This window comes from Shinella daejeonensis (assembly GCF_024281235.1).
In the GTDB taxonomy this organism is placed as follows: domain Bacteria; phylum Pseudomonadota; class Alphaproteobacteria; order Rhizobiales; family Rhizobiaceae; genus Shinella; species Shinella daejeonensis.
In genome coordinates this window covers 269,271-294,251 of the sequence record NZ_JAHWXY010000002.1, presented here as the reverse complement: position 1 = coordinate 294,251, position 24,981 = coordinate 269,271, and the positions used below count along the sequence as shown (strand labels likewise).

The window sequence follows — 24,981 nt, the reverse complement described above, 5'->3', positions numbered from 1 at the left end:
GCTCATCGTCATGACGATGCGTTTGCGCGCTGCTCCGCCGGCGCACGGCCGGCAAAGCGGCGCGCGGCAAAGACACAGACCACGACGCCGGCGCTGGTGGCGAGCATGGCGGCAGTCACGGTCTCCCCGAGCAGCCAGGCGGCCAGCAGCAGGCCGAAGAAGGGTTGCAACAGCTGGAGCTGTCCCACCGCTGCTATTCCGCCCTGCGCCAGTCCCCGATACCAGAAGAAGAAGCCGATCAGCATGCTGAACAGGGTGACATAGACGAGGCCGGCCCAGGCGGGGGGAGCGATTGCGCCGAAGCTTGCGGGCCAGGAAAGAAGCGCCAATGCCAGCATCAGCGGCAGGGATAGCGCCAGAGCCCAGCAGACGACCTGCCAGCCGCCCAGCCGCCGGGAAAGCCGTGCACCCTCCGCGTAGCCGAGGCCGCAGACGATAATGGCCCCAAGCATCAACAGATCGCCGGCCGGGGTGATGGAAACCCCTTGCGAAAAGGCGAAGCCGACGACCAGCGCGCTGCCCAGGCCGGAAAACAGCCAGAAGGCGGGCTGCGGACGCTCTCCGGCGCGCCATACGGCGAAAATCGCCGTCGAAAGCGGCAGCAGGCCGATGAAGACGAGGGAATGCGCCGACGAGACATATTGCAGCGCCAAGGCGGTCAGCAGGGGAAAACCGACGACCACGCCCAGCGCCACCACCACGAGCGGCCCGATTTCCGCGCGCTGCGGCTTCTTCTGGCGAAACAACGCCAGAAGCGCAAGGGCGCAAAGTCCCGCAAGCCCACCACGGGCGGCGGTCAGGAAGACGGGATCGAAACCGCCCACGGCCAGGCGTGTCGCAGGAAGGGAGCCTGCAAAAATCGTCATGCCGATAAAGCCGTTGATCCAGCCTCGCGTCTTTTCGTCCATCGGTCCGTCTCCTTGATACGGGTGCGGACTATGCCGGACATGGACTGGCGCTTCCATATACGATGAAGTACAGTTTGAAAGAACTGTTATGGTATTAAGGGCAGTACGGAATGCGAGACGGGACCGGGCAGAACCCGCAGACGCGGATTGAACAGGTGATGGAAAGCGTCCGCATGCGCATTGGCGGCCGTCACCTCGTCGCCGGAAGTCGTCTGCCGTCTGTGCGGGTGCAGGCGAAGGCGATGGGCGTTTCGGTCTCCACCGTGGTCGAGGCTTACGAAAGGCTGGTGGCGGAGGGGGCGATCCGCTCCCGCCCGGGCGCGGGCTTTTTCGTTTCCGGCACGCCGGCGCCGCTCGCGCTTGCCGAGGTGGCGCCGCGCCGGGAGCGCGCCATCGACCCGCTGTGGATTTCACGTCAGGCGCTTGAAGCCGACAGCGGAACGCTGATGCCCGGTTGCGGCTGGCTCCCGGCGGACTGGATGTTCGAATCCGGGATCCGCAAGGCGTTGCGGGCGGCGGCGCGGGCGGAGAGCGCCGATCTCGTCGACTATGCCTCGCCGCTCGGCCTTCGGTCGCTGCGTGAGATTCTGGCGCGGCGGCTTTCCGCCCACGGCGTCGAGGCGGCGCCGGGGCAGGTGCTGCTTGCGGAATCGGGAACGCATGCGATCGATCTCGTATGCCGCCTGCTGCTGGAGCCCGGCGACCGGGTGCTCGTCGACGATCCCTGCTACTTCAATTTCCACGCCCTTTTGAAGGCGCATCGGGCAAAGGCGGTGGGCGTGCCCTTCACGCCCGCGGGGCCGGATCTGGAAGCTTTCGGCGCTGCGCTGCGCGAACATGCCCCGAGACTGTATATCACGAATGCGGCGATCCATAATCCGACCGGAGCGATGCTGTCCCCGGTGGTTGCCCATCGGCTGCTGAAGCTTGCCGAAGAGGCGGGGCTGATCATCGTCGAAGACGATATTTTCGCCGATTTCGAGGAGACGCCCGCGCCGCGTCTGGCGGCCTTCGACGGGCTGTCCCGGGTGATCGCCATCGGCAGTTTTTCCAAGACGCTTTCGGCCTCGCTGCGCTGCGGCTATATCGCTGCCCGTCCCGACTGGATCGAAAACCTGACCGATCTCAAGATCGCCACCAGTTTCGGGAGCGGCCGGCTGTCGGCTGCGATCCTTGCGGCGGCGCTGACCGACGGCGCCTATCGCAAGCATATGGATATGGTGCGGCGCAGGCTTGCCGAGGCCCGCCAGAGCGTTGCCGCCGCGCTGGCGCCGCTCGGCATCGAGCCCTGGGTGCGGCCGGCGGCCGGCATGTTCCTGTGGTGCCGGCTTCCGGGCGAGGCCGATGCCGCCGAACTGGCGCAGGATTGCCTGCGGCGCGGCGTCGTTCTTGCTCCCGGCAATGCCTTCAGCCTTTCCCAGACGGCGAAGGGATTCCTGCGTTTCAATGTTGCCCAATGTGCGCAAAAGAGTGATCTGGAGGCCGTCGTCGCCGCGCTGAGGGAAAGCCTGCCCGCAGTTACCCCGTCAGCCATGCGCAATGGCCGTTGAGGATTTCCAGCCGAAGCGATCTCGCTTCGGCGCCGGATAATGCGGTAAAAACGATATACTAAAGAAATCCCGGATTTCACCGGATTTGCTTTAAACCTGCAATGCCGAATTTATCAGCGGCTTCAGGGCGGCCGGGTCGAGAACCTGCGTGACGAAGCGATCGACGATCGGTTCATAGGCTTTCCAGAGGCCGCGCAACCGTTGTGCGGGATGCAGCTCGAAATCGACGCGCAGGTCCACCAGCGGCCAGGCGTGGCGGTCGACGATCAGCAGGGCGGCGGCCATGGCGGGCTGGGTTTCCCCGCCCGCCTCGACGCCCGCGTCAAGCGCGTCGAGCAAGCGTCCGGCGAAGGTCCCGTCCGGCGATCCTTCGTAGCCCTTTACCATGGCTTCCGTGACGCGCGGATCGGCCAGGAAATTGCCGATGGAGACGCAGGCGTCGCCCTGATGGCCGGTGGCGATGGATTCGATCTTCGGGCCGTTGAAGAGAGCGGTGCGCCCTTCCCGGTCGACGGCGGAAAATTGCCGGAGATCGGGGTGCTCGCTGCTTTGCGCAAGAAGGCTCACGGTCTCCTGCGCCGAAAAGCCCTGCGCCAGCAAATCGAGCCCGAGGGGCCCGCAACGGATATCGGTCCGGTGTTGGGTGGCGATGACGCCGACGCCGGCGCGGGCCCAGGAGCACCGGTTGCCGACCGCAATGCTGGAACTGGCGAGTGCGATGCCGAATGCGCCGGTCTGGCGATCATAGGCCGAAAGGGAGAAGGTCATGGTGTCCGCTTCATGGTTTCGGGTGGGAACGGGATTTCGCGCGCATCCTTCCAGCGATACCACGGCAGGATCAGCCGCGCGCAACGGGCGACAAGCCCGTGGAGGGGAAGAGGGGAGGGGGGTGACGGGCGCAGCGCCAGCGCCTCGTCCGGCACCCCCTCGAGCGCATCGGCCATGACGTCGGCCATGGCGCAGGCCAGCGCCAGACCGCGGCCGTTGCAGCCCGCCCAGGCCACGAGACCATCGGCGCGGCGGTGCAGATGCGGCAGGCGGTCGGTCGTCATGGCGATACGGCCGCTCCAGACATGCCCCATCGGCCGGCGCGGCAGGCCGGGAAAGATCTTCGCGAGCCGGCCGGCGACCAGGGTGGAAACACGCCGATGCGCGGCCAATTGCAGCGCCAGCGCACCGCCGGAAACGAGCCGGCCTTCGCGGTCCTTGCGGAAGTAGCGCAGGTCCATGCGTGTGTCGGATGCCGCCTCGTCGCCGGGAAGGATCGTATCGGCAAATGCGCCGAGCGGCGGGGTCGCCGCCTGATAGGAGGTGACGGGAACGAGGGAGCGGCGGAAGTCCGGCCAGAGATCGCCGCTATGGGCGGCCGTCGCCAGCGCGACCTTGCCGGCAAGCACGCGGCCGGCCGGCGTTTCCACCTGCCAGAGATCGCCCTGGCGGGTCAGGCGAAGGGCGGGGCTCGTTTCGAAGATCCGCACGCCGTCGGCCGCAGCGCCGCGTGCGAGACCGAGGGTGAAGGCATAGGGATTGATATGGCCGCCGCCCCGGTGCTCCCAGCCGCCGCAATAGGCATCCGTACCGACCCGGGCGCTCATCGTGGCGGCGTCGACGGCGGCGGCAGGCGCGCCCGCCTCGGCCCATTGCGCGGCAAGCGCCGCCACGCGCCGGGCGCGGCCTTCGGTATGGGCCGGCTGGAGCCAGCCGTTGCGCCTCGCGTCGCAATCGATGGCATAGCGCTCGATCAACCCATAGAGCCGGTCTGCCGATCCGGCCACCAGCGCAATGAAGCGATCCCCCCTTTTGCCGGGCCAGAGGGCGCGCAACGCATCCGGTCCATGACGTGTCAGCGCGGAAATCACCTGTCCGTTGGCGCGTCCGGAAGCGCCGTGGCCGATGTGTGCCGCCTCCAGCACGACGACGTCGTGACCGCGGTCGCGCAGTTCGACGGCCGTGGCGAGGCCGGCGATGCCGCCGCCCACCACGACGATATCCGCCCGGATCTCCTGTCGGAGCGCCGGGGCCGAGAAGACTTCGCGCGACAGGAGCCGCCAGAGCGACGAAGGCGGGTCGACAGGCCAGCTCGTCATGGCGTGCGGACCTCGACGGTCACGCCGCAAAGCTGCGTCAGATCGTGGACGGCTGCCTGTCGTCCGGTGATCGTCAGCCGCGCGGGACCGGAAAGAATGGCAACTTTTCCGCTGCCGGCAAGGTGTCGGAGGCTGTCGGCCTGCGGCAGAGCGATCGCGTCAAGCGTCGTCGCGCCGTTGGGGTGGTCGAGCAAGTCCGGCAGCCAGACAAGATCGCGCGTGTGATGCTGGCAGAAGAGGCATTGCAGACCCGGCGTTTCCTCGGGCTCGATGCGGATGATGGAAAAGCGCAGGTTGCCATGATCGGTCGCGCGCTCGAAATGCCGCGTCGCCTGCGCACGGATGCCGGCGGCGGACAGACTGGCGGCGCTTGCGGCGATGTCGTCGCTGGCAAGAGCCAGGCCGGCCAGCCGGGGGCCGGCTGCCAGCAGCGCGCGCCAGGGCGCGTTGGCCGGGGTTTCCTCGACGATCGCGAGAAGCTCGATATAGCTGCCATGAAGCATGACGCAGCGGTTCGCCGTGCCCATGGCGGCGCTGTGGCGGGTTTCGGGCGTCACGACGAAGCCGGCGGCTGCGAAGGCCGCGCCGGCGGCTTCAAGATCCCTGACGGCGAGAATGGCGTGATCGAGAGGCAGGTGAAGGGTCATCCCGCCACCGTCATCTTGTCGATGCCGTAGATACGATCGACGACGAGAAGTGCGATGATCGCCATCAGCAATTGAAGCGTGCTGAGGGCGGCGATGGTCGGGTCGAACTGGTGTTCGAGATAACTCAGCATCACCACCGGCAGCGTATTGGTGCTGGCGCTGGCGAAGAAATAGCTGATCGGCAGGTTGTCGAAGGACGTCAGGAACGAAAACAGCGAGCCGGCGATGATGCCGGGCCGGATGAGCGGCAGCGTGACGTGCCAGAACACCCGGGCGGGGTTTGCCCCGAGGATGGCGGCCGACTCTTCATAGGACGTGGGAAGGCCGGCATAGACGCCCGCGACGGTGCGGATGACATAGGGCAGGCAGACGACCATATGGGTGACGATCAGCGCAGTGAAGGAAATGCCGATGCCGATCCGCGACAGGAAGAACAGCGAGGCGAAGCCGATGACGATCATCGGCATGGAAAGCGGCGAGAGCAGGAAGGTCATCACCGTATTGGCCCAGGCCGCGCGCGAGCGCGCCAGATAGAGGCAGGCCGGCACGCCGACGAGGCAGGACAGCACGGTCGCTCCGACCGCTACCTCGATGCTGACGATCATCGCATCGATGAACGGCCGGTAGGCGAAGATATTGGCGAACCATTTCAGCGACCAGCCGGGAATCGGAAAGGCGACATAGCCCGCCGAGGTGAAGGACACCACGATCACCACGAGGATCGGCGCGAGCATGAAGACGAAGAACAGGACGACGAAGGCGGCGAGGGCGGTGTTGATCCAGTCGCGGGAAAAGACGCTCATGTCACGCTCCCTGCCGGCGCACGAGGCGCAATTGAAGGAAAAGGCAGAAGACGGCGATCACCAGCAGGATCGTGCTCATGGCGCTCGCCATGCCGAAATCGCGCGTGGTGTTGAACTGCTGGTAGATCAGGAGTGGCAGCGTCTGGATGCCGCCGCCGAGCAGGACCAGCGTGACGAAGCTGCCGTTGGCGATCATGAAGACGAGGATGGCCCCCGTGCCGATACCGTCCATGGAAAGCGGCAGCGTCACCTCCCAGAAGGCGCGCCAGCGCCCCGCGCCGAGGATCTTGGCGGATTCCTCCAGTCTGCGGTCGACGGATTGCAGCACCGTGGCGATCGCCAGCACCATGAAGGGCACGAGAACGTGAACCAGCGCCGCCACGGCGATCTCCGGCGAGTTGGTGAGGCGCAGCGGTGAGGAAATCACCCCGAGCTGGTCGACGAGCAGGTTGTTGACCAGCCCACGGCGGGCAAACAGCACCTGCCAGCCGAAGGTGCGCATGATGATCGAGGTGAGCAGCGGGGCGATCAGCAGGAAGACGACGACGCCCGCCCAGCGCCCGGCCTTGCGCACCAGGAAATAGGCGACCGGATAGCCGATGATGACGCAGATCAGCGTGACGCCGGCGGACAGGAGGACGGTTTCGAACGTGACCCGGAGATAGAAACTGTCGGTCAACAGCGTGACATAGCGTGCGCCGGTCCATTCTCCCGCGTCGCCTGCGACGCTGCGCAGGCCGTTGTCGACGAGCGGCAGGACGAAGAAGACGATGAGAAACAGCAATGCCGGCACGATCAGCAGCCATGGTCTGCGTGCCTTTGCAGCGATCGGTGCCTGCATCTGCATGAGGGGTATCCTGTCCTGTCAATGGCGGCCGCCGAAAGGCGGCCGCAGCGCCTGTCAGCGGCCGATCTCGCGATTCCAGCGGTCGACCCATTCGTTGCGGACGGCGGCGATTTCCTCGTAAGGGGGGAAACGGGTTTCCTGCCACGGGGTAATGCGCGGCTTCAGCCGTTCGCTATAGACGACGTCGGTATTGGTGACGCCGTAGTTCATGATCTCGGCGAAGCGGGTCTGATTGTCCGCGTCGAGGACTTCGTTGATATAGTCCCAGGCAAGCGGGTTGGCGTTCTTCGGCTTCTGCACCGCGACGCCGTTGAGCGCGCCGCCTTCCTGCGGATTGAGGAAGTCGATCCAGGTCGCGCCGCTGTCGTAATGATTCCAGGTGCGTCCGTCGAAATAGATGCCGAGTTCCGCTTCGCCCGAGGAAAGGTGATTGAAGAAATCGTTCGGGCTGGACCAGAAGACGAGATTGTCCTTCATCCGGTCCATTGCCTTGAAGAAGGGATCGACGTCGTTGACGCTGCCGCCGAGCGCCTGGGCCATCGCCCAGATCAGCATGATCGGCGTCACCGCGTAGCTGATCGAGGGAACCGAGGCGATGAATTCGCCATCGGCGACGCGATCCACGAATTCGGCGAAGGATTTCGGCGGGTTCTTCACACGGTCCTTGTTGAAGCTGATGCCGCCGACGCCATAGTCGAAGAGCGTTCCCTTGGCGAGCACGCTGTCGGTCAGCTCCTGCGGGATCTTGGCGAGGTTCGGCAGTTTGTCCACGGTGAAGTCGTCGACGAGGCCGGCCTTGGCCGCCGTCAGCGCGAGGTCCGGCGTCATGATCAGCACGTCGACCGGCGGGTTGTCCGGTGCGGCTTCCACCTGTGCCAGCCATTGCGGCGGGCCGCCGAGCGAAACGCTCGCCTTGGCGCCCGTTCTGGCCTCGAACGGGGCGACGAAGCAGGTGCGCACCGCTTCTTCCCAGACACCGCCGAAAGCGGTGACGGTGATTTCGCGGGCCTGCGCCCGCGCTGCGTGCAGCGGCAGGCCGGCCATCAGCCCGGCGCCAAGGGCTGCGCCGCCGCTGAGGAAGGTACGTCTCTTGATTGTCGTCATCGGGGTCTCCATCAATCCGGGTTCGTTACGGCCGTACTGCAATCCGCTATGCTAGAGTTGAGCTATGGCTTCGCCGAGTTTGCGTCGCGCCAGCGTCACGGCCTCTTCGCTGGCTTCCACGCGTGGAAAGTGTTCCGGCAGCGGGGCCAGGACCATATCGAGGATCTCGCGCCGCCGGCGCTGGCGTATCGCGCCCGGCATGCCGACGAGCGCCCTGTTCAGCCGGTCCATCTCCGGTGCGGAGAAGACGCTGTCCCAGCGGGTGCGTTCCGGCCCCTGTGCGGTATCGGCGTTGCTTGCGACGATGGTCGCGCGCTGCCGGCGTGTGGCGTCCGGGTCGATCTCGCCATTGGCGATGACCACGCCGTAATCGTCGAGCGCGCCTCTGGGCGTGACGAAGCCGTTCTCGACGTCCCGGCGCACCGCTTCCGGATCGCGGGTGGCCGGATCGCCCCATCCGCCCGCGCCGGGTGTGAGAAAGGTGACCGTGTCGCCGGCATTGACCGTCAGCACGTCGATCTTGCCGAGACGGCGTTCGTCCGGCCGGCCGCGATTGACCGTCAGTTCGGCCGTCGCGCCGGGCTTGCCGCCGTTTGCGCCCCAGGGCCGGAAGACGAGGCGTTCCATTCCCCGTCCGAGGACGTTGGTATCGTCCGTCAGCACGCGGAAGGTCAGTTCCATGCCGCAGCCGCCGCGCCAGCGGCCGGCTCCGCCGGAATCCGGCCGCAGCGCATAGGTGAGGATTTCGACCCCGAGTTCGGCCTCCACGGTCTCGACCGGATTGTTGGCGAGATTGGAGATGCCGCTGTCGCGCCCGTCGACGCCGTCGTGGCCGAAACGTGCGCCGGTGCCGCCGATCATCGGCTCGACGACCTGTACGCGGCGGCCGCCTCTGCCGTCCGGTTCCGCCATGACGACGGGAATGACCGTGCCCGATGCGGCCGCCGGCATGACTTCGGGCAGGGCCTTGCCGAAGGCGCCGTTGAGCACGTCGTTGACGCGGATCGCGGCGGCGTGCCGCACGCCGGTCGCTGCCGGCTCCTGCGGGTTGACGAGGCTGCCTTCGGGCGCGGTGATCCGCACCGGGTCGAGCAGTCCGGCGTTGAGCGGCGTCGTGGGATCGAGCGTGTTGACGAGAGCGAGCACCCGCAGCGTCAGCCAGGCATGCGGCCGCCCGCGCGAGGGAATGTTCATCGCGGTCGCGACCTGCGGATCCGTGCCGGTGAAATCGAGATGCACCGTGCCGTCGCTGAACGTCGCGGCCAGCGCGATGCGCACCGGCAGATGGGTGGCCGCGTCGTCGTCGAGATAGTCGGAGAAGGAATAACGGCCCTCCGGCACCCGCCTCAGGACCGCGCGGGCCTTTTCGGCGGCATAGGTGACCAGATCGGTCGCCGCCGCGGCGACGGTTTCGGCACCATGCTGGGCGATGGTCTGCTCCAGCCGCCGGCGGCCGGCGGAAAGGGCGGCGAGCATGGCGCGGATATCGCCCATATTGGCGTCGGGCGTGCGGCTGTTGGCGTCGAGGAACAGGCGAACCTCGGGCACCATCTCGCCGCGCTTCATCAGCTTGACGGGAGGAATGCGCAATCCCTCCTGGAAGATTTCCGTATTGACCGGCGAGATGCTCGAGGGCACCCGCCCGCCGACATCCGAGCAATGCACGAAGCACCAGCCGTAGGCGACGATCCGGCCCTCGTGGAAGTAGGGTTCGATCATGTGAAGGTCCGGCAGATGGGTCGAAAGCCCTTCGGACCGGTAGGGATCGTTGGTGAGGATCACGTCGCCGGGCTCCAGCGGGCCGACGGCCTCGATCGCCGGCAGGCATTCCAGCCCCACGAAGCCGGAGACTCCGATCGAACGCGGATAGGCGAAGAAGCGGCCGTCGAGCCCGGCGAGCGCGCAGGCGAAATCGGCGGTTTCCTTGACATAGAGCGTTCGCCCCGTGCGCTGGAGCGTCAGGCACATCTCCTCGCTGACGGCAGCCAGCTTGTTGCCGAGAATGGCGAGGGTGACGGAGTCGAGCTTCATGTTGCGGTTCTTTCCAGATGCAGGTTGCCGGCGATATCGACCCGCGCGCACCAGCCGGGCAGCAGGATGGTGGTCGTATCGTCCTGCTCGATGATGGCGGGGCCGGAGATCACGTCCCCTGCACCCAGCGCCTCGCGGCCGAAGACGGCGGCTTCCAGCCATCCGCCCTTGCGAAACAGCGCCCGAACGCCCCGGGGGACGGGGCTGCCGGAGCCCCCGGCAATCCTTTGCCGGGCGAGTTTCGTCGTTTCTCCCACCATGGCGAGACGGGCCGTGCCGAGTTCGACGGCGGTCTGCGTGTCGCGGAAGCCATAGATCCGTTCATGTTCGCGATGGAAGGCTTCGGCTATCGCTTCCACGCTCACAGTATGCTCGGGCAGGGCGACGCGCAATTCGTAGGCCTGACCGGCATAGCGCATATCGACGCCGCGTTCGATGCGCCGACCTGTGGTATTGCCGCCTTCCCGGTCGAGCCAGGTGCTGCCTTCGGCGGCAAGCTCGGTGAAAATCTCCTGCAGGAGAGCGGCGCTTTTTTCGTCGAGCGGCCGGCGAAGGCTGCGCACGAAATCGCGCCGGAGATCGGCGGCCGCCCCGCCAAGGGCGCAGAAGGTACCGGCGGCGGGCGGGATGACCACCCGGCCGATCCCGACTTCTTCCGCCAGAAGGTTGGCGTGGGTCGGGCCGGCCCCGCCGAAGGGCACGAGGGCGAAGGTCGCCGGATCGAGGCCGCGCGCGGCCAGCGTCTTGTAGAGTTCGGTGGCCATGCCGGCCGTGGTGACGGCGAGCGCGCCTTCGGCCGTGCGGGCTGCCGCATCCGCCCCGCCAAGGCCGATGCGTGCGCCGATATCGGCAAGCGCCGTCTCGGCGGCGTCCCTGTCGAGCTGCATCCGTCCGCCCAGGAAGCCGGCGGGGTCGATATAGCCGAGCGCCAGATAGCAATCGGTGACGGCGGGCTCCGTGCCGCCGCGGCCGTAGGACACCGGACCGGGCATGGCGCCGGCGCTGCGCGGCCCGACATGCAGGACGTCATGATCGTCCACCCAGACGACCGAACCGCCGCCGGCGCCGATGGCCGACACGTCGACCACCGGCAGCACCAGCGGAAGGCCGCCGATATCGGTCCGGGTGGCAAGCTCGGCCTCGCCCGCATGGGCAACGGCGATATCGGAGGAGGTGCCGCCCATGTCGAAGGTGATGATGGAGGTGACGCCGGCCTCGGCGGCCAGCCGGGCGGCGGCCATCACGCCGGAAGCGGGGCCGGACAGGATCGTCTCCACCGGCCGTTCGGCGGCAGAGGAAAGACTGAGCGAACCGCCGTTGGAGGCGGTGATGAGGATCGGCGCGGTGACGCCGTCCCGTTCCAGACCGTGCTTCAATCCGGTGAAATAATGCTGCATCAGCGGCTGGATATAGGCGTTCAGGCAGGCGACCAGCGTGCGTTCATATTCGCGGATTTCCGGCCATATCGCAGCGGCGGAAGAGATGGAAAGACCATCCGTCTTTTCCGAAAGGCGTGCGGCGAGCGCCGTCTCCACGGCGGGATCGGTATAGCCGTTGATCAGCACCAGCGCCGCGGCGTCCACCTTCAGCGCCCTCAGTTCGCTTGCCACGCGGTCGAGTTCCGCCGCATCCGGTTCGAGCGTCGTCCTGCCGTCCGCCGAAAGGCGGGCGTCGATTTCGACGATCCGGTAGCGCGGCACCAGCGGCGCTTCCTTGCTGGCGTGGAAATCGAAGGAGGAAGGCATGCGGCTTCTCGCGATTTCCAGGATGTCGCGGTAGCCCCTGGTGACGATCAGCGCGATGGTCGCGCCCCGACGCTGGATGATCGCATTGAGCCCGATGGTCGTGCCGTGCATGATCGTCGCGACGTCGCCGGCGGCAAGCCCGGTCTTGTCCAGCAGCGATCTCAGCCCTTCGATCAGTGCGCGCGACGGATCGTCCGGCGTGGAGGGTTCCTTGTAATAGGCAAGGCTATCGTCGCGCGGATCGGAAAGAACGAAATCCGTGAATGTTCCGCCGACATCGATGCCGATGCGTGCGCCGCCTTTTTGCATGATCGTCATGTTCCTCGTTACTCCGCACTGACCGGGACGGCGTCCCGCGGCGTCCATCCGAGCGTCAAAACCTCACCGAGCCCGAAGGAAACCGTTCCGAGCGGCCCGTCGGCCTGCCGGTAGACGAAGAGTTCCCGTCCGAGCGCCGGCACGTCGAGTTGATAGGCGGCATAATTGCCGCGGAAGACCGCGCCGGTGATGCGGCCTTCGAAATTCGCGCCCTCGCCCCGGTTCGCGCCGAGCCGCATGCGTTCGGGGCGTACCGACAGGAGAAGCGGCTGGCCGGCTGCGGCGGGGGCTTCGAGCGGCACGGCGACATCCCCGTTCCCGCCGGGAACGAGAAGCGCCGTGCCGTCGGGAGAAACCCGCCCCTCGAAAATATTCGATGTGCCGAGGAATTCGGCCACGAAACGGCTTTGCGGCCGGTCGTAGATATCGTTCGGCGAGCCGATCTGCAGGATGCGGCCGCGGTTCATGACGGCGACCCGGTCGGCCATGGACAGGGCCTCTTCCTGATCGTGGGTCACCAGCAGGGTCGTGATGCCGAGCCGCTGCTGCATCGCGCGGACCTCGAACTGCATGCTTTCCCGCAGCGCCTTGTCGAGCGCGCCGAGCGGCTCGTCGAGCAGGAGAACCTTGGGATTGACGATCAGCGACCGGCCGAGCGCCACGCGCTGCTGCTGGCCGCCGGACAGCTGGGAGGGATACATGTCGCCGCGTCCCGGCAGGCGAATGAGGTCCAGCATCTCCTCGACGCGACGATCCCGTTCCGCCCGCGCGACGCCGGCCATGCGCAGGCCGAAGCCGATGTTCTCGGCGACCGTGCGATGGGGAAACAGGCTGTAGTTCTGGAACACCATGCCGAGGTTGCGCCGATGCGGCGGCAGGGCGGCGACTTCCCTCTCCCCGATGCGGATCGATCCCGTGTCGGGGGTCTCGAAGCCGGCCACCATGCGAAGCGTCGTCGTCTTGCCGCATCCCGAGGGGCCGAGAAGCGCCACCAGCGCGCCCGCCTCCACGGTCAGATCCAGATCGTCAACGGCAAGGACAGGGCCATAAGCCTTGCGCACACCCCGCAGCGACAGCACTTCGGCGGCCGGTCGATCCTGTACGCTCATGGAGGGGTCCGTCCGGCGGCCGGGGCTATGGAAGAGGCGATTGACATGAAAGAATGCGTTCCCTACTGAATTTTGTAGCGCTACAATTCCTGTAAAGCCTGTTTCAGTCAAGGATGGATTTTCTCAAATCCGCGCCTCTTGGGGCAGGGCGTCATCCCGAACCGGCCAGGCAGGAAAAATGTGGGAAAGGGGAAACGATGTCGAAGGCGTACGAGGAGAAGACGCCCGTCACCATGCAATCCGTCGCGGTCATGGCGGGCGTATCGCCGATGACGGTCTCCAACACCTTTCGCTATCCCGAACGGGTCCATGCCGAAACCCGGCGCAAGGTGCTCCTGGCGGCGGCCGAACTCGGCTACATTCCCAATCATGCTGCCGGCAACCTGGCTTCCGGCCAGAGCCGGGTCATCGGCGCGGTCATCCCGTCGATCAAGAACTCCAGTTTCTATAAATACGTCCGGGGCATGCAGGAGGCGGTCGCCGACCTCGGCTATGAACTCATCCTGAAGCTTGCCGACACGCAGCAGCAGGAAGCGGCGGCGATCCAGACCTTCATCGGTCTGAGGGTGGCCGGTATCACGCTCGTCGGCGACGAGCATGAGAAGGATGCTGTCGAACTGCTGCGCAAGACGGGCGTTCCGGTGGTGGAATCCTGGGTGCATCATGCGCCGTTCGATATGGCGGTCGGCTATTCGTCGGCCGAGGCGACGCAGGCGATGATCGCGCTTCTCCTGGAGGCCGGATGCCGGCGGATCGGTTTCGTCGGCTACGGCGGCTCCGTGTCTCACCGCTTTCGCGAACGGGTGCCGGCTTTCGAGGCCAGCCTGAAGGCGCGGGGCTTGCGTTCCGACCTGATTTACCTTGTGGACGAGGCGGACGGCTTTGGCGCGGGTCCGAAAGCGCTGGAGGGTCTCTGCGGGATGGACCCGGCGCTTGACGGCCTGCTCTGCCCGACCGACATCATCGCCGCCGGCGTGCTTTTCGAATGCAGCCGGCGCGGCTGGAAAGTGCCGGAGCGTCTTGCCGTGGCGGGCTGGGGCGATTATGAGATCGCCTCTGAGATCACGCCCCGCCTCACCACCTTGCAGCCGAATGCCGAGGACATGGGACGCCATGCGATCCGCATGATCGTCGAGCGGGTGCGCGGCGCTGGCGAGCCGGGCCACGTCCGCAATACCGGTTTCCAGATCGTTCGGCGGGACAGTATCTGACGTCCCGCCGGGCTGTTCTCTTCGAGCCGGTTTAAAGCCATCCGGCTGCATGGGCGGCGGCGCGCCCGTTGAGCGCGGCTTCGATGCAGTCTGCAAGACTGCCGAAACGAACCTTGCGGCCTGAAAGACCGGGTCCGTAATGGGCATATTTTCCGGAGTTGGTCATTACCGCCTTCGTGCGCGTCGGGAAAAGCGGTTCGGTAATCGAGCACCAGCACAGGTCCGGCAGCACCTCGACGCCGCTTCGCGTCAGACGTTCGAGCGTACCCTCGTCGCGCGCTGCGGCGATCACATCGTGGCCCGCGGTGATGATGACCGCCACGTCCTTGTGCTTCTTTCGCCCGGCGAGCCCGTCGGCGAATGCGCGGCATTCCTCCAGCGAGGCGTGCGGGCTGCCGATGGCCACGAGTTCCACCGCTTCCGGACCGTCGTTCAGGAGGCCCCAGGCTTGCGCGATATCGGTGCGGGTGATCCGGATATGGTCCGCATCGACAGTCGCGCCGAGCGTTGCTTCCGGGGTCACGCCTTCGATATGCAGCATCGGTGCTGCGGAAGTCGTACCGAACGCGGCGCAGAGGGCCTTGAGATCGTCACGTGAGGGCGCTGCCTGGTCGAGGCCGCGAAGAAGCGGAATGCGATCCGGCGACGCTTTGCCGGCAAGATAGCCGATCAGCGGCCAGAACGCGTCGTCGACCCCTTCAGGCAGTTCCACCTCAACGATACGGGCGGCCTTGCGGTTGACGTCGAGATAGACGCCCGACAGCGGCGCGCGCCCGGTCAGCGCGATGCAGAGGTCCAGGAAGTCGGGGTGCTTGGCGGTTCGTGCGCCGAGCACGGTATTGGCGAAGACGACGGCATTGGATTCCGCCCAGGCGATGAGTTCGCCGGCCCGCGGCGCGCTGTCGAGTAGATAGGGGGAACAGGTGAAGGTCGGCTTGCAGTCCATGCGGACATAGGCGTCGGCGAGGCGGGCCGCCGGATTGCCGAAATCGGCGGGAATACCCTGCTTTTCCCAATTGGCGCGGTCGACCGAAATGGCGTTCATCGTCGTGGGAACACAGACTTTCGCGCCGAGTTCCGCCATTTTCTCGGCGAAGATCAGATTGGCCGGGCTGGCATAGATGCAACCGTCGATATGGGCCTGCGTCACGTCGACGAGGCGGGTCGCGCCCTGCTGGGCGGCCATGGCGCAGATGATCCGCATCGCCTGGCTTGCGGCGACGCCCCTTGCGCCATCGAGCGTCTCACGATCGGCGGCGGTCAGTTCGAGCGCGGCGGTCGCCGGGGGCGACAGCGGGACGCTGAAGGCATCGGTTTCGATGGTCGCCGGACCGATCCGCAGGCTTTCCGAGGTCGACAGCGCGGCAAAGGTTTCCGGCGACACGCGGACGACGGGCAGGGGCTTGCCGAACATTTCCGACGCGATCAGCGCACCGAGCGTCAACACGTCCTCCGCCTCCGAAAAGATGAGGGCGGCAGGCGCGCGGCCGGTCAGCACGAGGTCCAGGAGGACGCCCGACCCGGTGCAGGATCCGCGGCTCGACGGCATCATCAGGATGCCGCCGGTCAGACAGACGCCATGCAGCGGATGGTGGATGTCGATGACCCGGCCGCTTGCGGGATCGACGCCGCCCCAGAAGCTGAGCGCCTCGCTGGTGGGGATCACCCGCCCTTGGGCTTCACCGGCAAGAATGTGGCGGGCGGCGGGAAAGGGTGAAGCGGTCATGATCGGATCCTCAGAAACGTTGCGGTGAGAAGGCCGCCAGATCGATGGGTGGTCGGTTGCCGGTCAGAAGATCGGCGACGATGCGGGCCGTTCCGGCCGCCTGGGTCAGCCCGAGGTGGCCGTGGCCGAAGGCATGGATCACCCGGTCGCTCGCCCGTGCGCGGCCAAGCGCCGGCAGGCTGTCTGGCAGCGACGGCCGGAAGCCCATCCATTGCTGGCCCCCCTCGGCCTTCAAACCCGGCAGGAAGAGTTGCGCCTTCTTCAGAAGGGCTTCCGAGCGGCGGAAATTCGGCGGCAGATCGAGCCCGCCCAGTTCCACCGCGCCGCCGACGCGGATGCCGGTGGAAAGCCGGGTCACGACGAAACCATGGCCGCCGAAGGTGATTTGCGTGCGCAGGTCGAAGGCGGCGGCCGGCAGGGTGGTATTATAGCCCCGCTCGGTCTCCAGCGGGATGGCTTCGCCGAGCGTTCGGGCGATGCGGTGGGAAAAGGCGCCTGCCGCCAGAACGACCCGTCCGGCGCGGCGGGCGCCGTTCGAGGTGATGATCTCGACACCGTCGGCAAGCGGCTTCAGCGCCGTCACGGCGGCGATTTCGATCAGGCCGCCCTTGTCGCGGAAGTGATCGGCAAGGGCGAGGGTGTATAGTTTGGGATCGGCGATGGAATACCAGCCGGGCGTGAAGGTGCCATGGGTGAAGCGCGGGGCGATCCCCGGCTGGATCTGGGCCATCGCGTCGGCGTCGAGATGCCGGAATTCGATCCCGTGCGCTTCGCGCGCCTTCCAGCCGGAAAGCGAGGCCTTGAACTCGTCTTCACCCTCGTAGACCTGAAGATTGCCGTCCTTGCGCAGCATGTGCAGGGTGCCGGTGGCGGTGAGGAATGCTTCCAGCTCCGCCTTGGAAAGGTCCATCAGTGCGGTCTGGGCCGTCGTGGACCGGGCGACGCGGGCTGGTGAGCAGGCCCGCCAGAAACGGAACATCCAGGGTGCGATCCGCAGTGCATAGGCCGGGGGGATGCTCAGCGGCCCGAGCGGGTCGAGCAGCCATTTCGGCGCTTTCGCGATGATCCCCGGCGAGGCCAGCGGCAGAATGTCGGTGAAAGCGAAGGCCCCGGCATTGCCGGCGGAAGCGCCGGCCGCCGGTCCTTCCCTGTCGAAGACGACGACCGAGAGGCCGCGTGCCTGTGCGGCGATGGCTGCGGACAGCCCGACGACCCCGGCGCCGATGACGACGACGTCCGGCGAAAGCGGCGCGTTCATCATGACCTCAGTGGGTTGCTGCGAGGAACTGCTGCAAGTTGGGATCCTTGGGCGTGTCGAACAGCTCCTCCGGCGGCGCGATCTCCGTCAGGATACCCTTGTGGAAGAAGGCGACGCGGTCGGAAACCTCGCGGGCGAACTTCATTTCGTGGGTGACGCAGATCATCGTCATGCCTTCGGACGCCAGCATGCGCAGCGTATCCAGAACCTCGCCCACGAGTTGCGGGTCGAGCGCCGAGGTCACCTCGTCGAACAGCATGTAGTCCGGCGACATGGCAAGCGCGCGGGCGATCGCCATGCGCTGCTGCTGGCCGCCGGACATGCGGCTCGGATAGACGTTCAGCTTGTCGGCAAGGCCCACATGCGTGAGGTGCTTGACGGCCATCGCCTCGGCCTCGGCCTTGGAAAGACGAAGCACCTTGCGCGGCGCCAGCATCACGTTTTCCAGGACGGTCAGATGCGGGAAGGCGTTGAACTGCTGGAAGACGATGCCGAGCGAGCGGCGCAGCTTGTTGAGGTTCGTTCCCTTGGCATGGACGTCGGTCCCGTTGACGACGATGCGGCCGCTGTCGATGGCCTCAAGGCCGTTGATGCAGGTCAGCAGGGTCGACTTTCCCGAGCCGGAACCGCCGATGATGGTAAGGACCTCGCCTTTCTTCACGGTGAGGTTGATCCCCTTCAGCACCTCGAGCTGGCCAAAGGACTTGTGGACGTTTTCGATCTCAATCATTGGGGGACCACCGTTTCTCGAGATAACCGCCAAACCGGGCGACGGGGAAGCTGATGATGAAGTAGAACGCGCCGCAGATCAGGAGGATGAACAGCGGTTCCTGAAGGCGCGTGACGAGGATCTGCGAAGCCCGCAGCAACTCTATCAGGCCGAGCCAGAGGACGAGCGCGGAATCCTTCATGACCCCGAGCGTGAGGCCGATCCAGGCCGGCAGGGAAACCCGCACGGCAAGCGGCGTCACGATATAGCGCATGTCCTGCGACCAGGTGAGGCCGAGCGAACGGCCGGCGCGACGCGTATTGGGCGGGACCGCTGAAATGCCGCCGCGTACGATTTCGGTGCAATAGGCGGCGGTGTAGAGCGACAGCACCACGCAGGAGGTGGTGAAGGGCGGCCAGCCCAGCCGCATGATCGACTGGAGCGCATTGCCGAGCACGAGCTGGATGAGCAAGGGTACGGAACGGAAGATATCGAGCAGGAAGGTCAGCGGCGCGAACCAATAGGGTCCGAGCTGGAAGCGCATGACGCCGAAGATCACGCCGAGAACCGTGCCGGCGGCGACCGAAAGGCCGGTCACCGCAAGGGTCATCCCCGCGCCTTGCGCGAGGAAGAGGAGATCATTCCAGGTGAGGGCGGTATTGAACATCTCTCACCTCTCTCAGTAGCGGAACATGCGCGCCGCAAACAGGCGGGCGGCGAGGGTGACGATCTTAGCGATCACGTAGTAGATCACCGCGGCGAGCGCGAAGAATTCGAAGGTGCGGAAGGACACCGCGTTCAGCGCCTGGGTGACGCCCGCAAGGTCGGTGTTCATGCCGACCGTGACGCCGAGCGAGGTCATCAGGATCGCCCAGATCATCTGGTTGGTGGCCGGCAGGAAGGCGATGCGCAGCATCTGCGGCAGGACGATATAGCCGAAGGCCTGCATCGAGGTCATGCCCAGCGAGCGCGCGGATCGGGTCTGGGTATCGGGAATGGCCTTCAGTGCGCCACGGAAGTTTTCCGCGAGATAGCCGGCGTTGTTGAAGGCGATCCCGGCGAGCAGCGCCACATAGGGACTGAGGTGGATGCCGAAATTGCCCAGGCCGAAATGCGCCATGTAAATCTGGAACAGCGCCGGCGTATTGCGGGCGACTTCGACCCATGCCGTGGCGAAACCGCCGAGAATGCGATTGCCCGACAGCCGGAAAAGCGTCAGCGCGATGGCGCAGGCAAGGCCGATCGCCATCGAAAGCAGCGCGATCTGCAACGTGACCACGGCCCCGTCCAGCATCTGCGGCAGTGCCTTGAAGGCCTGATTCCAATGAAAGGTGTAGTTGAACATTGCCGTCTCACCTTGCAAAAAGGAGGGCCGGCGCGAAGTGTGTCACTTGGCGCCGGCCGGGAAACGGTTGGATCAGCGGTAAACGCCGCTGATCGTGAGGTCGGGCAGTTCGCCGCCCACCCACTTTTCATAAAGCTCGGCGTAACGGCCCGTGCGAACCTGCTGGTTCACGAACAGATTGAGATAGTTGAGGAGGCCGTATTCCTCGCGGTTGGCGAACAGCGCGACATAGTCGATATCGAAAGGCGCCTTGCCGACGACGGAAATGCCGGAGAACTTGCCGCTCTTGACGTTGGACTGCGCGACCGTGGAGGTGGAGACGGTGGCGTCGATCTGGCCCTGGCTCAATGCGAGGAAGACGTCAGCCTGCGTCTGGTAGGGACGGAATTCGCCTTCGCCCCATTCCTTGACCTGCTTTTCGAGCGCGATGGCCTCGAAGGTGCCGGCGGTCGCGCCGACGGTCTTGCCCTTCATGTCCTCGAACGACTTGATGCCGGATTGCTCATTGGCGGTGACGGCCATCTCGAAGGCGAAATAGGGGATCGACATGCCGACGGTCTTGGCGCGCTCCAGCGTGTCCGAGGTCGAGGCGACGCCGACGTCGACGCGACCGGACATCAGGGCCGGGATGCGTTCCGGGAAGGGCGTTTCGACGATTTCGGCCGTGACGCCGAGGGCTGCGGCAAGATCGTTGCAGTAATCGACGTCGAAGCCGATCGCGTTGTTGTTCTCATCGCGCGCGCCCATCGGCGGGAAGTCGAGAACGACGGCGCAGCGCAGCGTGCCGGAAGCGATGATGTCATCGAGCTTGTCGGCGAAGGCCGGGCCTGTCGTGGCAAGTGCGGCCGCAAGGCCGAAAGCGAAAACGGTTGAATTTTTCATGTTGGTTTCTCTCTCCCTGAGATGGCTGTGGCATTCGCGCCAATGTCGCTATTTCATGTCGGCATGCGGAAAGCAATCACAAAATACAACTAATATACAAAGCGTATTCTTGAGGGCGGGCAGGCGATATCCGGCGGACAGTTTCCTTGCCGAAAAGCTGCCCGCGGATGTCATCTGACGCTACTTTAGCCTAAAAATTCCTCCGGCAGCAGACCCTCCGGCATATTCTGATAGGAAACAGGCCGCAGGAAACGCCGGATCGACATGGTGCCGACGCTGGTGGCGCCGAAATTGGTCGAGGCCGGATAGGGACCGCCGTGCACCATCGCGTCGACCACCTCGACTCCGGTCGGGAAGCCGTTGACGAGAATGCGGCCGGCCTTGCGCTCCAGCACCGGGCGCAGGCGTCTGGCGATGGCGAGATCGCCGGCGTCCATATGGATGGTCGCCGTCAGCTGGCCCTCGAAATTCCGCGCAAGGTCGATCATCTCATCCACGGAGCCGATGCGGACGATCAGGCCGAGGGGGCCGAAGACTTCTTCCGAGAGCGCATGGTCGGTGAGGAATTGTTCGCCGGTGGTCGCAAACAGGTTGGGCGTGGCCTCGCGTCCTGTCGATTCCCCCACCAGTAGGGGCTTGACGGCGTTGCGGGCGGTGAAGCGGGCCTGCCCGTCGCGATAGGCCTTGGCGATACCGTCGGTCAGCATGGTCTGCGGGGCGACCTTTGACAGGGCTTCGGCCGTGGCGGCGGTAAAGCGGTCGGCATCCTCGCCGTCCACCACCACCGCGATGCCGGGGTTGGTGCAGAACTGGCCGGCGCCCATGACGAGCGATCCCGCCCAGCCCTGGCCCAGGTCTTCGGCGCGCGCCTTGACGGCGTCAGGCAGCAGGAACATCGGGTTGACCGAGCCGAGCTCCCCGAAGAAGGGGATCGGCTGCGGCCGGGCGGCGCAGAGATTGAACAGCGCCCGGCCGCCGGCAAGCGAGCCGGTGAAGCCGACGGCCTGGATCAGCGGATGCTGCACCAGCGCCTCGCCGACCTGGCGGTTGCCGCCCTGGATCAGCGAGAAGACGCCGGCCGGCATGCCGGTCTTGCGGATCGCGGCGTCGATGGCGTCGGCGACGATCTCACCGGTGCCGGGGTGGGCGGAGTGGCCCTTGACGACCACCGGGCAGCCGGCCGCCAGCGCCGCGGCGGTGTCGCCGCCGGCCGTCGAGAAGGCGAGTGGAAAGTTGGAGGCGCCAAAGACGGCGACGGGGCCGACCGGCCGCTGGACGAGGCGGATTTCCGGGCGCGGGGCGGGCTGGCGATCGGGAAGTGCCGCATCGACGCGGCGATCGAGATAATCGCCCTTCTCGATGTGCTCGGCGAAGAGGCGCAACTGCCCCGTCGTGCGGCCGCGCTCACCCTGAAGCCGGGCGACCGGCAGGCCGGTCTCCTGGGTGCCGATCTCCGTGATGGCGTCTGCGCGGGCCTCGATCTCGTCGGCGATGGCGCGAAGAAATCCGGCGCGCTCCCGGCTGGTGGTGGGGGCATAGGCCGTAAATGCGTCTTCGGCCGCTGCGCAGGCGCGGTTCACCAGTTCGACCGTTCCGACGGGATAGTCATGCGCGGGCCCGTGCGCGGGCGAAGACGCGAAGGTGCCGGCCCCCTCCAGCCATTCGCCCGCGACGTAGTGTTTTCCCTTGGGGATAAATGTCATTTGACGTCCCTTTCTCAAGAAGCGTGTTATGTGCTTTGGTCCGAAGCGGGCCTGGGTGAATTGCTCTTGTCGAATATTTGTATACTCTATGTATGCACACATCAATCGCCCAGTGCCGATCGACTTTCATGGAGGAAGAGAGACAGACGATGACCGAAACCACCATCCTGACAGTCCCCGCGCTCGAAGAGCGGGTCAAGGCGATCTTCCTGCGCGCCGGTCTCAATGACGTTCAGGCGGGCGCAGTGACGCGCGTGATCGTCGCCGGCGAGCGCGACGCCTGCAAGTCGCATGGCATCTATCGCATCGAAGGCGCGCTGCGCACGGTCAAGGCCGGCAAGGTGAAGCCCGATGCCGTCCCGACGGCTGCCGTGGAGGACGGGTCCGCCATTGTCCGTGTGGACGCCAGGGGCGGTTTTGCCAATGCTGCCGTCGAACTGGGCATTCCGCTTCTGGCCGAGCGCGCGCGCGCTTTCGGTCTTGCGGCGCTGGTCGTCAACGACTGCTCCCATTTCTCCGCGCTCTGGCCGGAGGTCGAGGCGATCACCGCGCAGGGTCTCGCCGGTATCGTCATGTGCCCGAGCTATGCCACAGTAGCGCCGACCGGCGGCAGCAAGCCGCTGCTCGGCACCAATCCCTTCGCATTCGGCTGGCCGCGCAAGGACAGCGCTCCTTACGTCTTCGACTTTGCGACCTCGGTGGCCGCGCGCGGTGAAATCGAGCTGCACCGCCGTGCCGGCAAGTCGTTGCCGGAGGGCTGGGCGATCGACGCCGATGGCAATCCGACGACCGATCCGGAAGCGGCGCTCGCCGGCGCGATGCTGCCGTTCGGCGGCCACAAGGGCTCGGCGATCGGCACGATGATCGAACTTCTGGCGGGCATCCTGATCGGTGATCTGACGAGTCCGGAAGTGCTCGATTATCTCGGCACCACCACACTTTCGCCCTTCCATGGCGAACTGCTGCTGGCCTTTTCGCCGGAAGCCTTCGCCAAGGGTCGCCCCGGGGATCCCTTCGCCCGCGCCGAAACCCTGTTCGAGACCATCGTCGGTCAGGGCGCGCGGCTGCCGTCGCAGCGCCGGTTTGCGGCGCGCGCCAGATCCGCAAGCGATGGCATTGCGCTGACCGCCGCGGAGATCGCGCAGCTCGACCGGTTGCTGGAGAAGGGGCTCGACGCGATCGTCTGAGCCCGACGCCCCGGCCCATCGGCCGGGGCCGCCCGCAATCGTCTTGCGGCGCGTTTGCGTCGAGACATGCCGGGTCGGGGTTGCATCGGCGATGCGGGTCTTTACGATCCGCATTTCCGTAAAACGGCCGAATGCATGAGATCATGACCCCGTCCCCTTCCGTCGACCCGGCGATTTTCGCCCATGTCCGCACCGCCATCAGCATTATCGTCGGCCTCAGCATCGGCCGGCTGCTGACCGGGCTCGCCCGCTTCGTGCAGCATCCCGGCCAGCACAAGGTGTACGGCGTCCATCTCGTATGGACCTTTTTCATGCTGTTGCAGGTGATCTATTTCTGGTGGTGGGAATTCCATCTCAGCGCCGTGCAATGGACGTTCCCGCTTTATTGCTTCGTCGTGCTTTATGCGAGCCTGTTCTTCTTCATGTGCACGCTGCTGTTCCCCGACGCGATGAACGAGTACAAGGGCTTTGCGGATTACTTCATGTCGCGGCGGAAGTGGTTCTTCGGCTTCCTGATCGTCGCTTTCCTGATGGATATCGTCGATACGCTGAGCAAGGGCGAGGCCTATCTGGCCCTGCTCGGCCCCGAATACTGGCTGCGCATCGCCCTTTATATCGCGCTAAGCGTCATCGCGATCCGCAGCACCAGCCCGCGCTTCCACATGACCTTCGCCGTCGGTGCGCTTGTCGCTGAGATCGGCTGGGCCGTCAGTCTTTACGACACCCTGCAATGAAGGCAAAAAAGCATCCGGCCCCACCGGACCGGATGCTTCATCTTTCGGGATCGATTTTGTGCGTTGGGGTTCAGACCTTGTACTTCTGGACCGCGCCCGGCAGCTTGCTCCATTCGGCATACCAGGTGTCGAACAGCTTGAGCTGGGCTTCGACGTAGCCGCGCTGGCTTTCGGAAAGCGCATCGCTCTCGTTGAAATGCAGCGTATATTCCTTGTCGCCCTTCAGCACCATCATGTGCTTGAAGTAGAGAACGAGGTCCGGGCCTTCGTCGAAGGAGGAAAGCACGGCAAGCGCCGATTCCAGTTCGCGCGCGCGCTGGCGGGCGTCCGGGTCGCCGGCGGCTGCGGCGCGCGACAGGGCGCACATATGCAGCACTTCCTTCGGCAGAACGCAGCCGATGCCGGTGATTGCGCCGACGGCGCCGCAATCGACGAAGCCGGTGAAGACGCAGGTGTCGACGCCGACCATCAGCAGAACGTCGTCATCGCGGCTGGTGATGTGCTCGGCCGCATAACGCATGTCGGCGCCGCCGCCGAATTCCTTGAAGCCGATAAGGTTCGGATGTTCCGCCCGCAGCGCGAAGAACAGGTCGGCGCGGGTGGCGAAGCCGTAATAGGGGCTGTTGTAGATGACGGCCGGCAGATCCGGGGCAGCGGCGAGGATCGCCTTGAAGTGGTCCTTCTGGGCGGCGATGATCGTGGCGCGCGACAGAAGGCGCGGGATCACCATCAGGCCCTGGGCGCCGACCTTCTGGGCATGTCTGGCATGGGCGACGGCGGAAGCCGTGCTGACCGCGCCGGTGCCGACGACGACCGGAACGCCGGCCTTGACGAGACGTTCGACGCCTTCCATGCGCTGTTCGTCGGTTAGCAGCGGCCAGTCACCCATGGAGCCGCAATAGACGACGGCCGACATGCCTTTTTCGATGAGTTCCTTGCCCTTGCGGACCAGCGCGTCGAAATCCGGCGTGCGGTCGTCCTTGCAGGGGGTCATAAGGGCGGGAATGACGCCGGAGAAAATCTCGGTCTTCATGTAGGTCTCCTCTTGGCCTTTCAGTTACGGGCCGGTCCCATATG

The 24,981-nt window shown here is 65.8% G+C and carries 22 protein-coding genes; 4 read left to right on the top strand and 18 right to left on the bottom strand.

Annotated elements, in window-relative coordinates:
• Positions 1-8: 8 nt before the first annotated feature.
• Positions 9-908 carry a DMT family transporter gene (locus KYK29_RS07955; RefSeq protein WP_254690354.1) on the bottom strand — a complete coding sequence of 300 codons (900 nt, stop codon included), beginning with the start codon at positions 906-908 and terminating at the stop codon, positions 9-11.
• A 110-nt stretch (positions 909-1,018) separates the two neighbouring features.
• Between KYK29_RS07955 and KYK29_RS07950 the strand changes: the two genes are divergently transcribed.
• Positions 1,019-2,458 carry an aminotransferase-like domain-containing protein gene (locus KYK29_RS07950; RefSeq protein ID WP_254690353.1) on the top strand — a complete coding sequence of 480 codons (1,440 nt, stop codon included), beginning with the start codon at positions 1,019-1,021 and terminating at the stop codon, positions 2,456-2,458.
• 90 nt (positions 2,459-2,548) lie between these two features.
• Here KYK29_RS07950 and KYK29_RS07945 read toward each other — a convergent pair whose 3' ends face one another.
• Genes KYK29_RS07945 through KYK29_RS07905 form a run of 9 tightly spaced genes read right to left on the bottom strand, consistent with a single transcriptional unit; the run spans position 2,549 to position 13,149 of the window.
• The gene (locus KYK29_RS07945) at positions 2,549-3,226 is read right to left on the bottom strand and encodes a DUF1028 domain-containing protein (RefSeq protein ID WP_254690352.1); all 678 of its coding nucleotides are present in this window, start codon (positions 3,224-3,226) and stop codon (positions 2,549-2,551) included.
• The gene (locus tag KYK29_RS07940; protein WP_254690351.1) at positions 3,223-4,545 is read right to left on the bottom strand and encodes an NAD(P)/FAD-dependent oxidoreductase; all 1,323 of its coding nucleotides are present in this window, start codon (positions 4,543-4,545) and stop codon (positions 3,223-3,225) included. Before KYK29_RS07940 ends, KYK29_RS07945 begins: the two co-directional genes overlap by 4 nt.
• Entirely contained in the window at positions 4,542-5,192 is a 651-nt protein-coding gene (locus KYK29_RS07935; protein WP_254690350.1) for a VOC family protein, read from the bottom strand. Before KYK29_RS07935 ends, KYK29_RS07940 begins: the two co-directional genes overlap by 4 nt.
• Entirely contained in the window at positions 5,189-5,995 is an 807-nt protein-coding gene (locus KYK29_RS07930) for an ABC transporter permease (RefSeq protein WP_254690349.1), read from the bottom strand. The genes KYK29_RS07935 and KYK29_RS07930 overlap by 4 nt, the downstream gene beginning before the upstream one ends.
• A gap of 1 nt (position 5,996) precedes the next feature.
• On the bottom strand, positions 5,997-6,842 hold the full coding sequence (locus KYK29_RS07925; protein ID WP_254690348.1) for an ABC transporter permease: 846 nt from the start codon (positions 6,840-6,842) through the stop codon (positions 5,997-5,999).
• A 54-nt stretch (positions 6,843-6,896) separates the two neighbouring features.
• On the bottom strand, positions 6,897-7,946 hold the full coding sequence (locus KYK29_RS07920) for an extracellular solute-binding protein (protein ID WP_254690347.1): 1,050 nt from the start codon (positions 7,944-7,946) through the stop codon (positions 6,897-6,899).
• A 51-nt stretch (positions 7,947-7,997) separates the two neighbouring features.
• A complete protein-coding gene (locus KYK29_RS07915; protein ID WP_254690346.1) occupies positions 7,998-9,977 on the bottom strand; it encodes a hydantoinase B/oxoprolinase family protein in 1,980 nt (659 codons plus the stop codon).
• Positions 9,974-12,040 carry a hydantoinase/oxoprolinase family protein gene (locus KYK29_RS07910; RefSeq protein ID WP_254690345.1) on the bottom strand — a complete coding sequence of 689 codons (2,067 nt, stop codon included), beginning with the start codon at positions 12,038-12,040 and terminating at the stop codon, positions 9,974-9,976. Before KYK29_RS07910 ends, KYK29_RS07915 begins: the two co-directional genes overlap by 4 nt.
• An 8-nt stretch (positions 12,041-12,048) precedes the next feature.
• A complete protein-coding gene (locus KYK29_RS07905; RefSeq protein WP_254690344.1) occupies positions 12,049-13,149 on the bottom strand; it encodes an ABC transporter ATP-binding protein in 1,101 nt (366 codons plus the stop codon).
• Positions 13,150-13,346: 197 nt separating this feature from the next.
• Here KYK29_RS07905 and KYK29_RS07900 point away from each other — a divergent pair, with 197 nt between their 5' ends.
• Positions 13,347-14,360 (top strand): LacI family DNA-binding transcriptional regulator, encoded by a 1,014-nt coding sequence (locus KYK29_RS07900; protein ID WP_254690343.1) that lies wholly within the window; start codon positions 13,347-13,349, stop codon positions 14,358-14,360.
• Between the two features lie 31 nt (positions 14,361-14,391).
• Here the strand turns inward: KYK29_RS07900 and lhpI are convergent, their stop codons facing one another.
• The 7 genes from lhpI to KYK29_RS07865 all read right to left on the bottom strand — a co-directional run bounded on the left by lhpI (position 14,392) and on the right by KYK29_RS07865 (position 21,983).
• Entirely contained in the window at positions 14,392-16,086 is a 1,695-nt protein-coding gene (gene lhpI, locus KYK29_RS07895) for a cis-3-hydroxy-L-proline dehydratase (protein ID WP_254690342.1), read from the bottom strand.
• A 10-nt stretch (positions 16,087-16,096) separates the two neighbouring features.
• A complete protein-coding gene (locus tag KYK29_RS07890) occupies positions 16,097-17,344 on the bottom strand; it encodes an NAD(P)/FAD-dependent oxidoreductase (RefSeq protein WP_254690857.1) in 1,248 nt (415 codons plus the stop codon).
• Between the two features lie 7 nt (positions 17,345-17,351).
• Positions 17,352-18,074, bottom strand: coding sequence for an amino acid ABC transporter ATP-binding protein (locus KYK29_RS07885; RefSeq protein ID WP_254690341.1), 723 nt, complete (start codon positions 18,072-18,074; stop codon positions 17,352-17,354).
• Positions 18,067-18,720 carry an amino acid ABC transporter permease gene (locus KYK29_RS07880; protein ID WP_254690340.1) on the bottom strand — a complete coding sequence of 218 codons (654 nt, stop codon included), beginning with the start codon at positions 18,718-18,720 and terminating at the stop codon, positions 18,067-18,069. Before KYK29_RS07880 ends, KYK29_RS07885 begins: the two co-directional genes overlap by 8 nt.
• 12 nt (positions 18,721-18,732) lie before the next feature.
• Entirely contained in the window at positions 18,733-19,398 is a 666-nt protein-coding gene (locus KYK29_RS07875; protein WP_254690339.1) for an amino acid ABC transporter permease, read from the bottom strand.
• A gap of 72 nt (positions 19,399-19,470) precedes the next feature.
• Positions 19,471-20,280, bottom strand: a complete 810-nt coding sequence (locus KYK29_RS07870) for an ABC transporter substrate-binding protein (protein WP_254690338.1) — start codon at positions 20,278-20,280, stop codon at positions 19,471-19,473.
• Between the two features lie 185 nt (positions 20,281-20,465).
• Complete coding sequence (locus KYK29_RS07865) at positions 20,466-21,983, bottom strand: aldehyde dehydrogenase (NADP(+)) (RefSeq protein ID WP_254690337.1); 1,518 nt, start codon at positions 21,981-21,983, stop codon at positions 20,466-20,468.
• Positions 21,984-22,132: 149 nt separating this feature from the next.
• Between KYK29_RS07865 and KYK29_RS07860 the strand changes: the two genes are divergently transcribed.
• Positions 22,133-23,170, top strand: a complete 1,038-nt coding sequence (locus KYK29_RS07860) for an Ldh family oxidoreductase (RefSeq protein ID WP_254690336.1) — start codon at positions 22,133-22,135, stop codon at positions 23,168-23,170.
• 143 nt (positions 23,171-23,313) lie between these two features.
• A complete protein-coding gene (locus KYK29_RS07855; RefSeq protein ID WP_254690335.1) occupies positions 23,314-23,904 on the top strand; it encodes a hypothetical protein in 591 nt (196 codons plus the stop codon).
• Between the two features lie 70 nt (positions 23,905-23,974).
• On the opposite strand, the gene KYK29_RS07850 is transcribed toward KYK29_RS07855, so the two are convergent.
• The gene (locus tag KYK29_RS07850; protein WP_254690334.1) at positions 23,975-24,937 is read right to left on the bottom strand and encodes a dihydrodipicolinate synthase family protein; all 963 of its coding nucleotides are present in this window, start codon (positions 24,935-24,937) and stop codon (positions 23,975-23,977) included.
• Between the last annotated feature and the right edge of the window lie 44 nt (positions 24,938-24,981).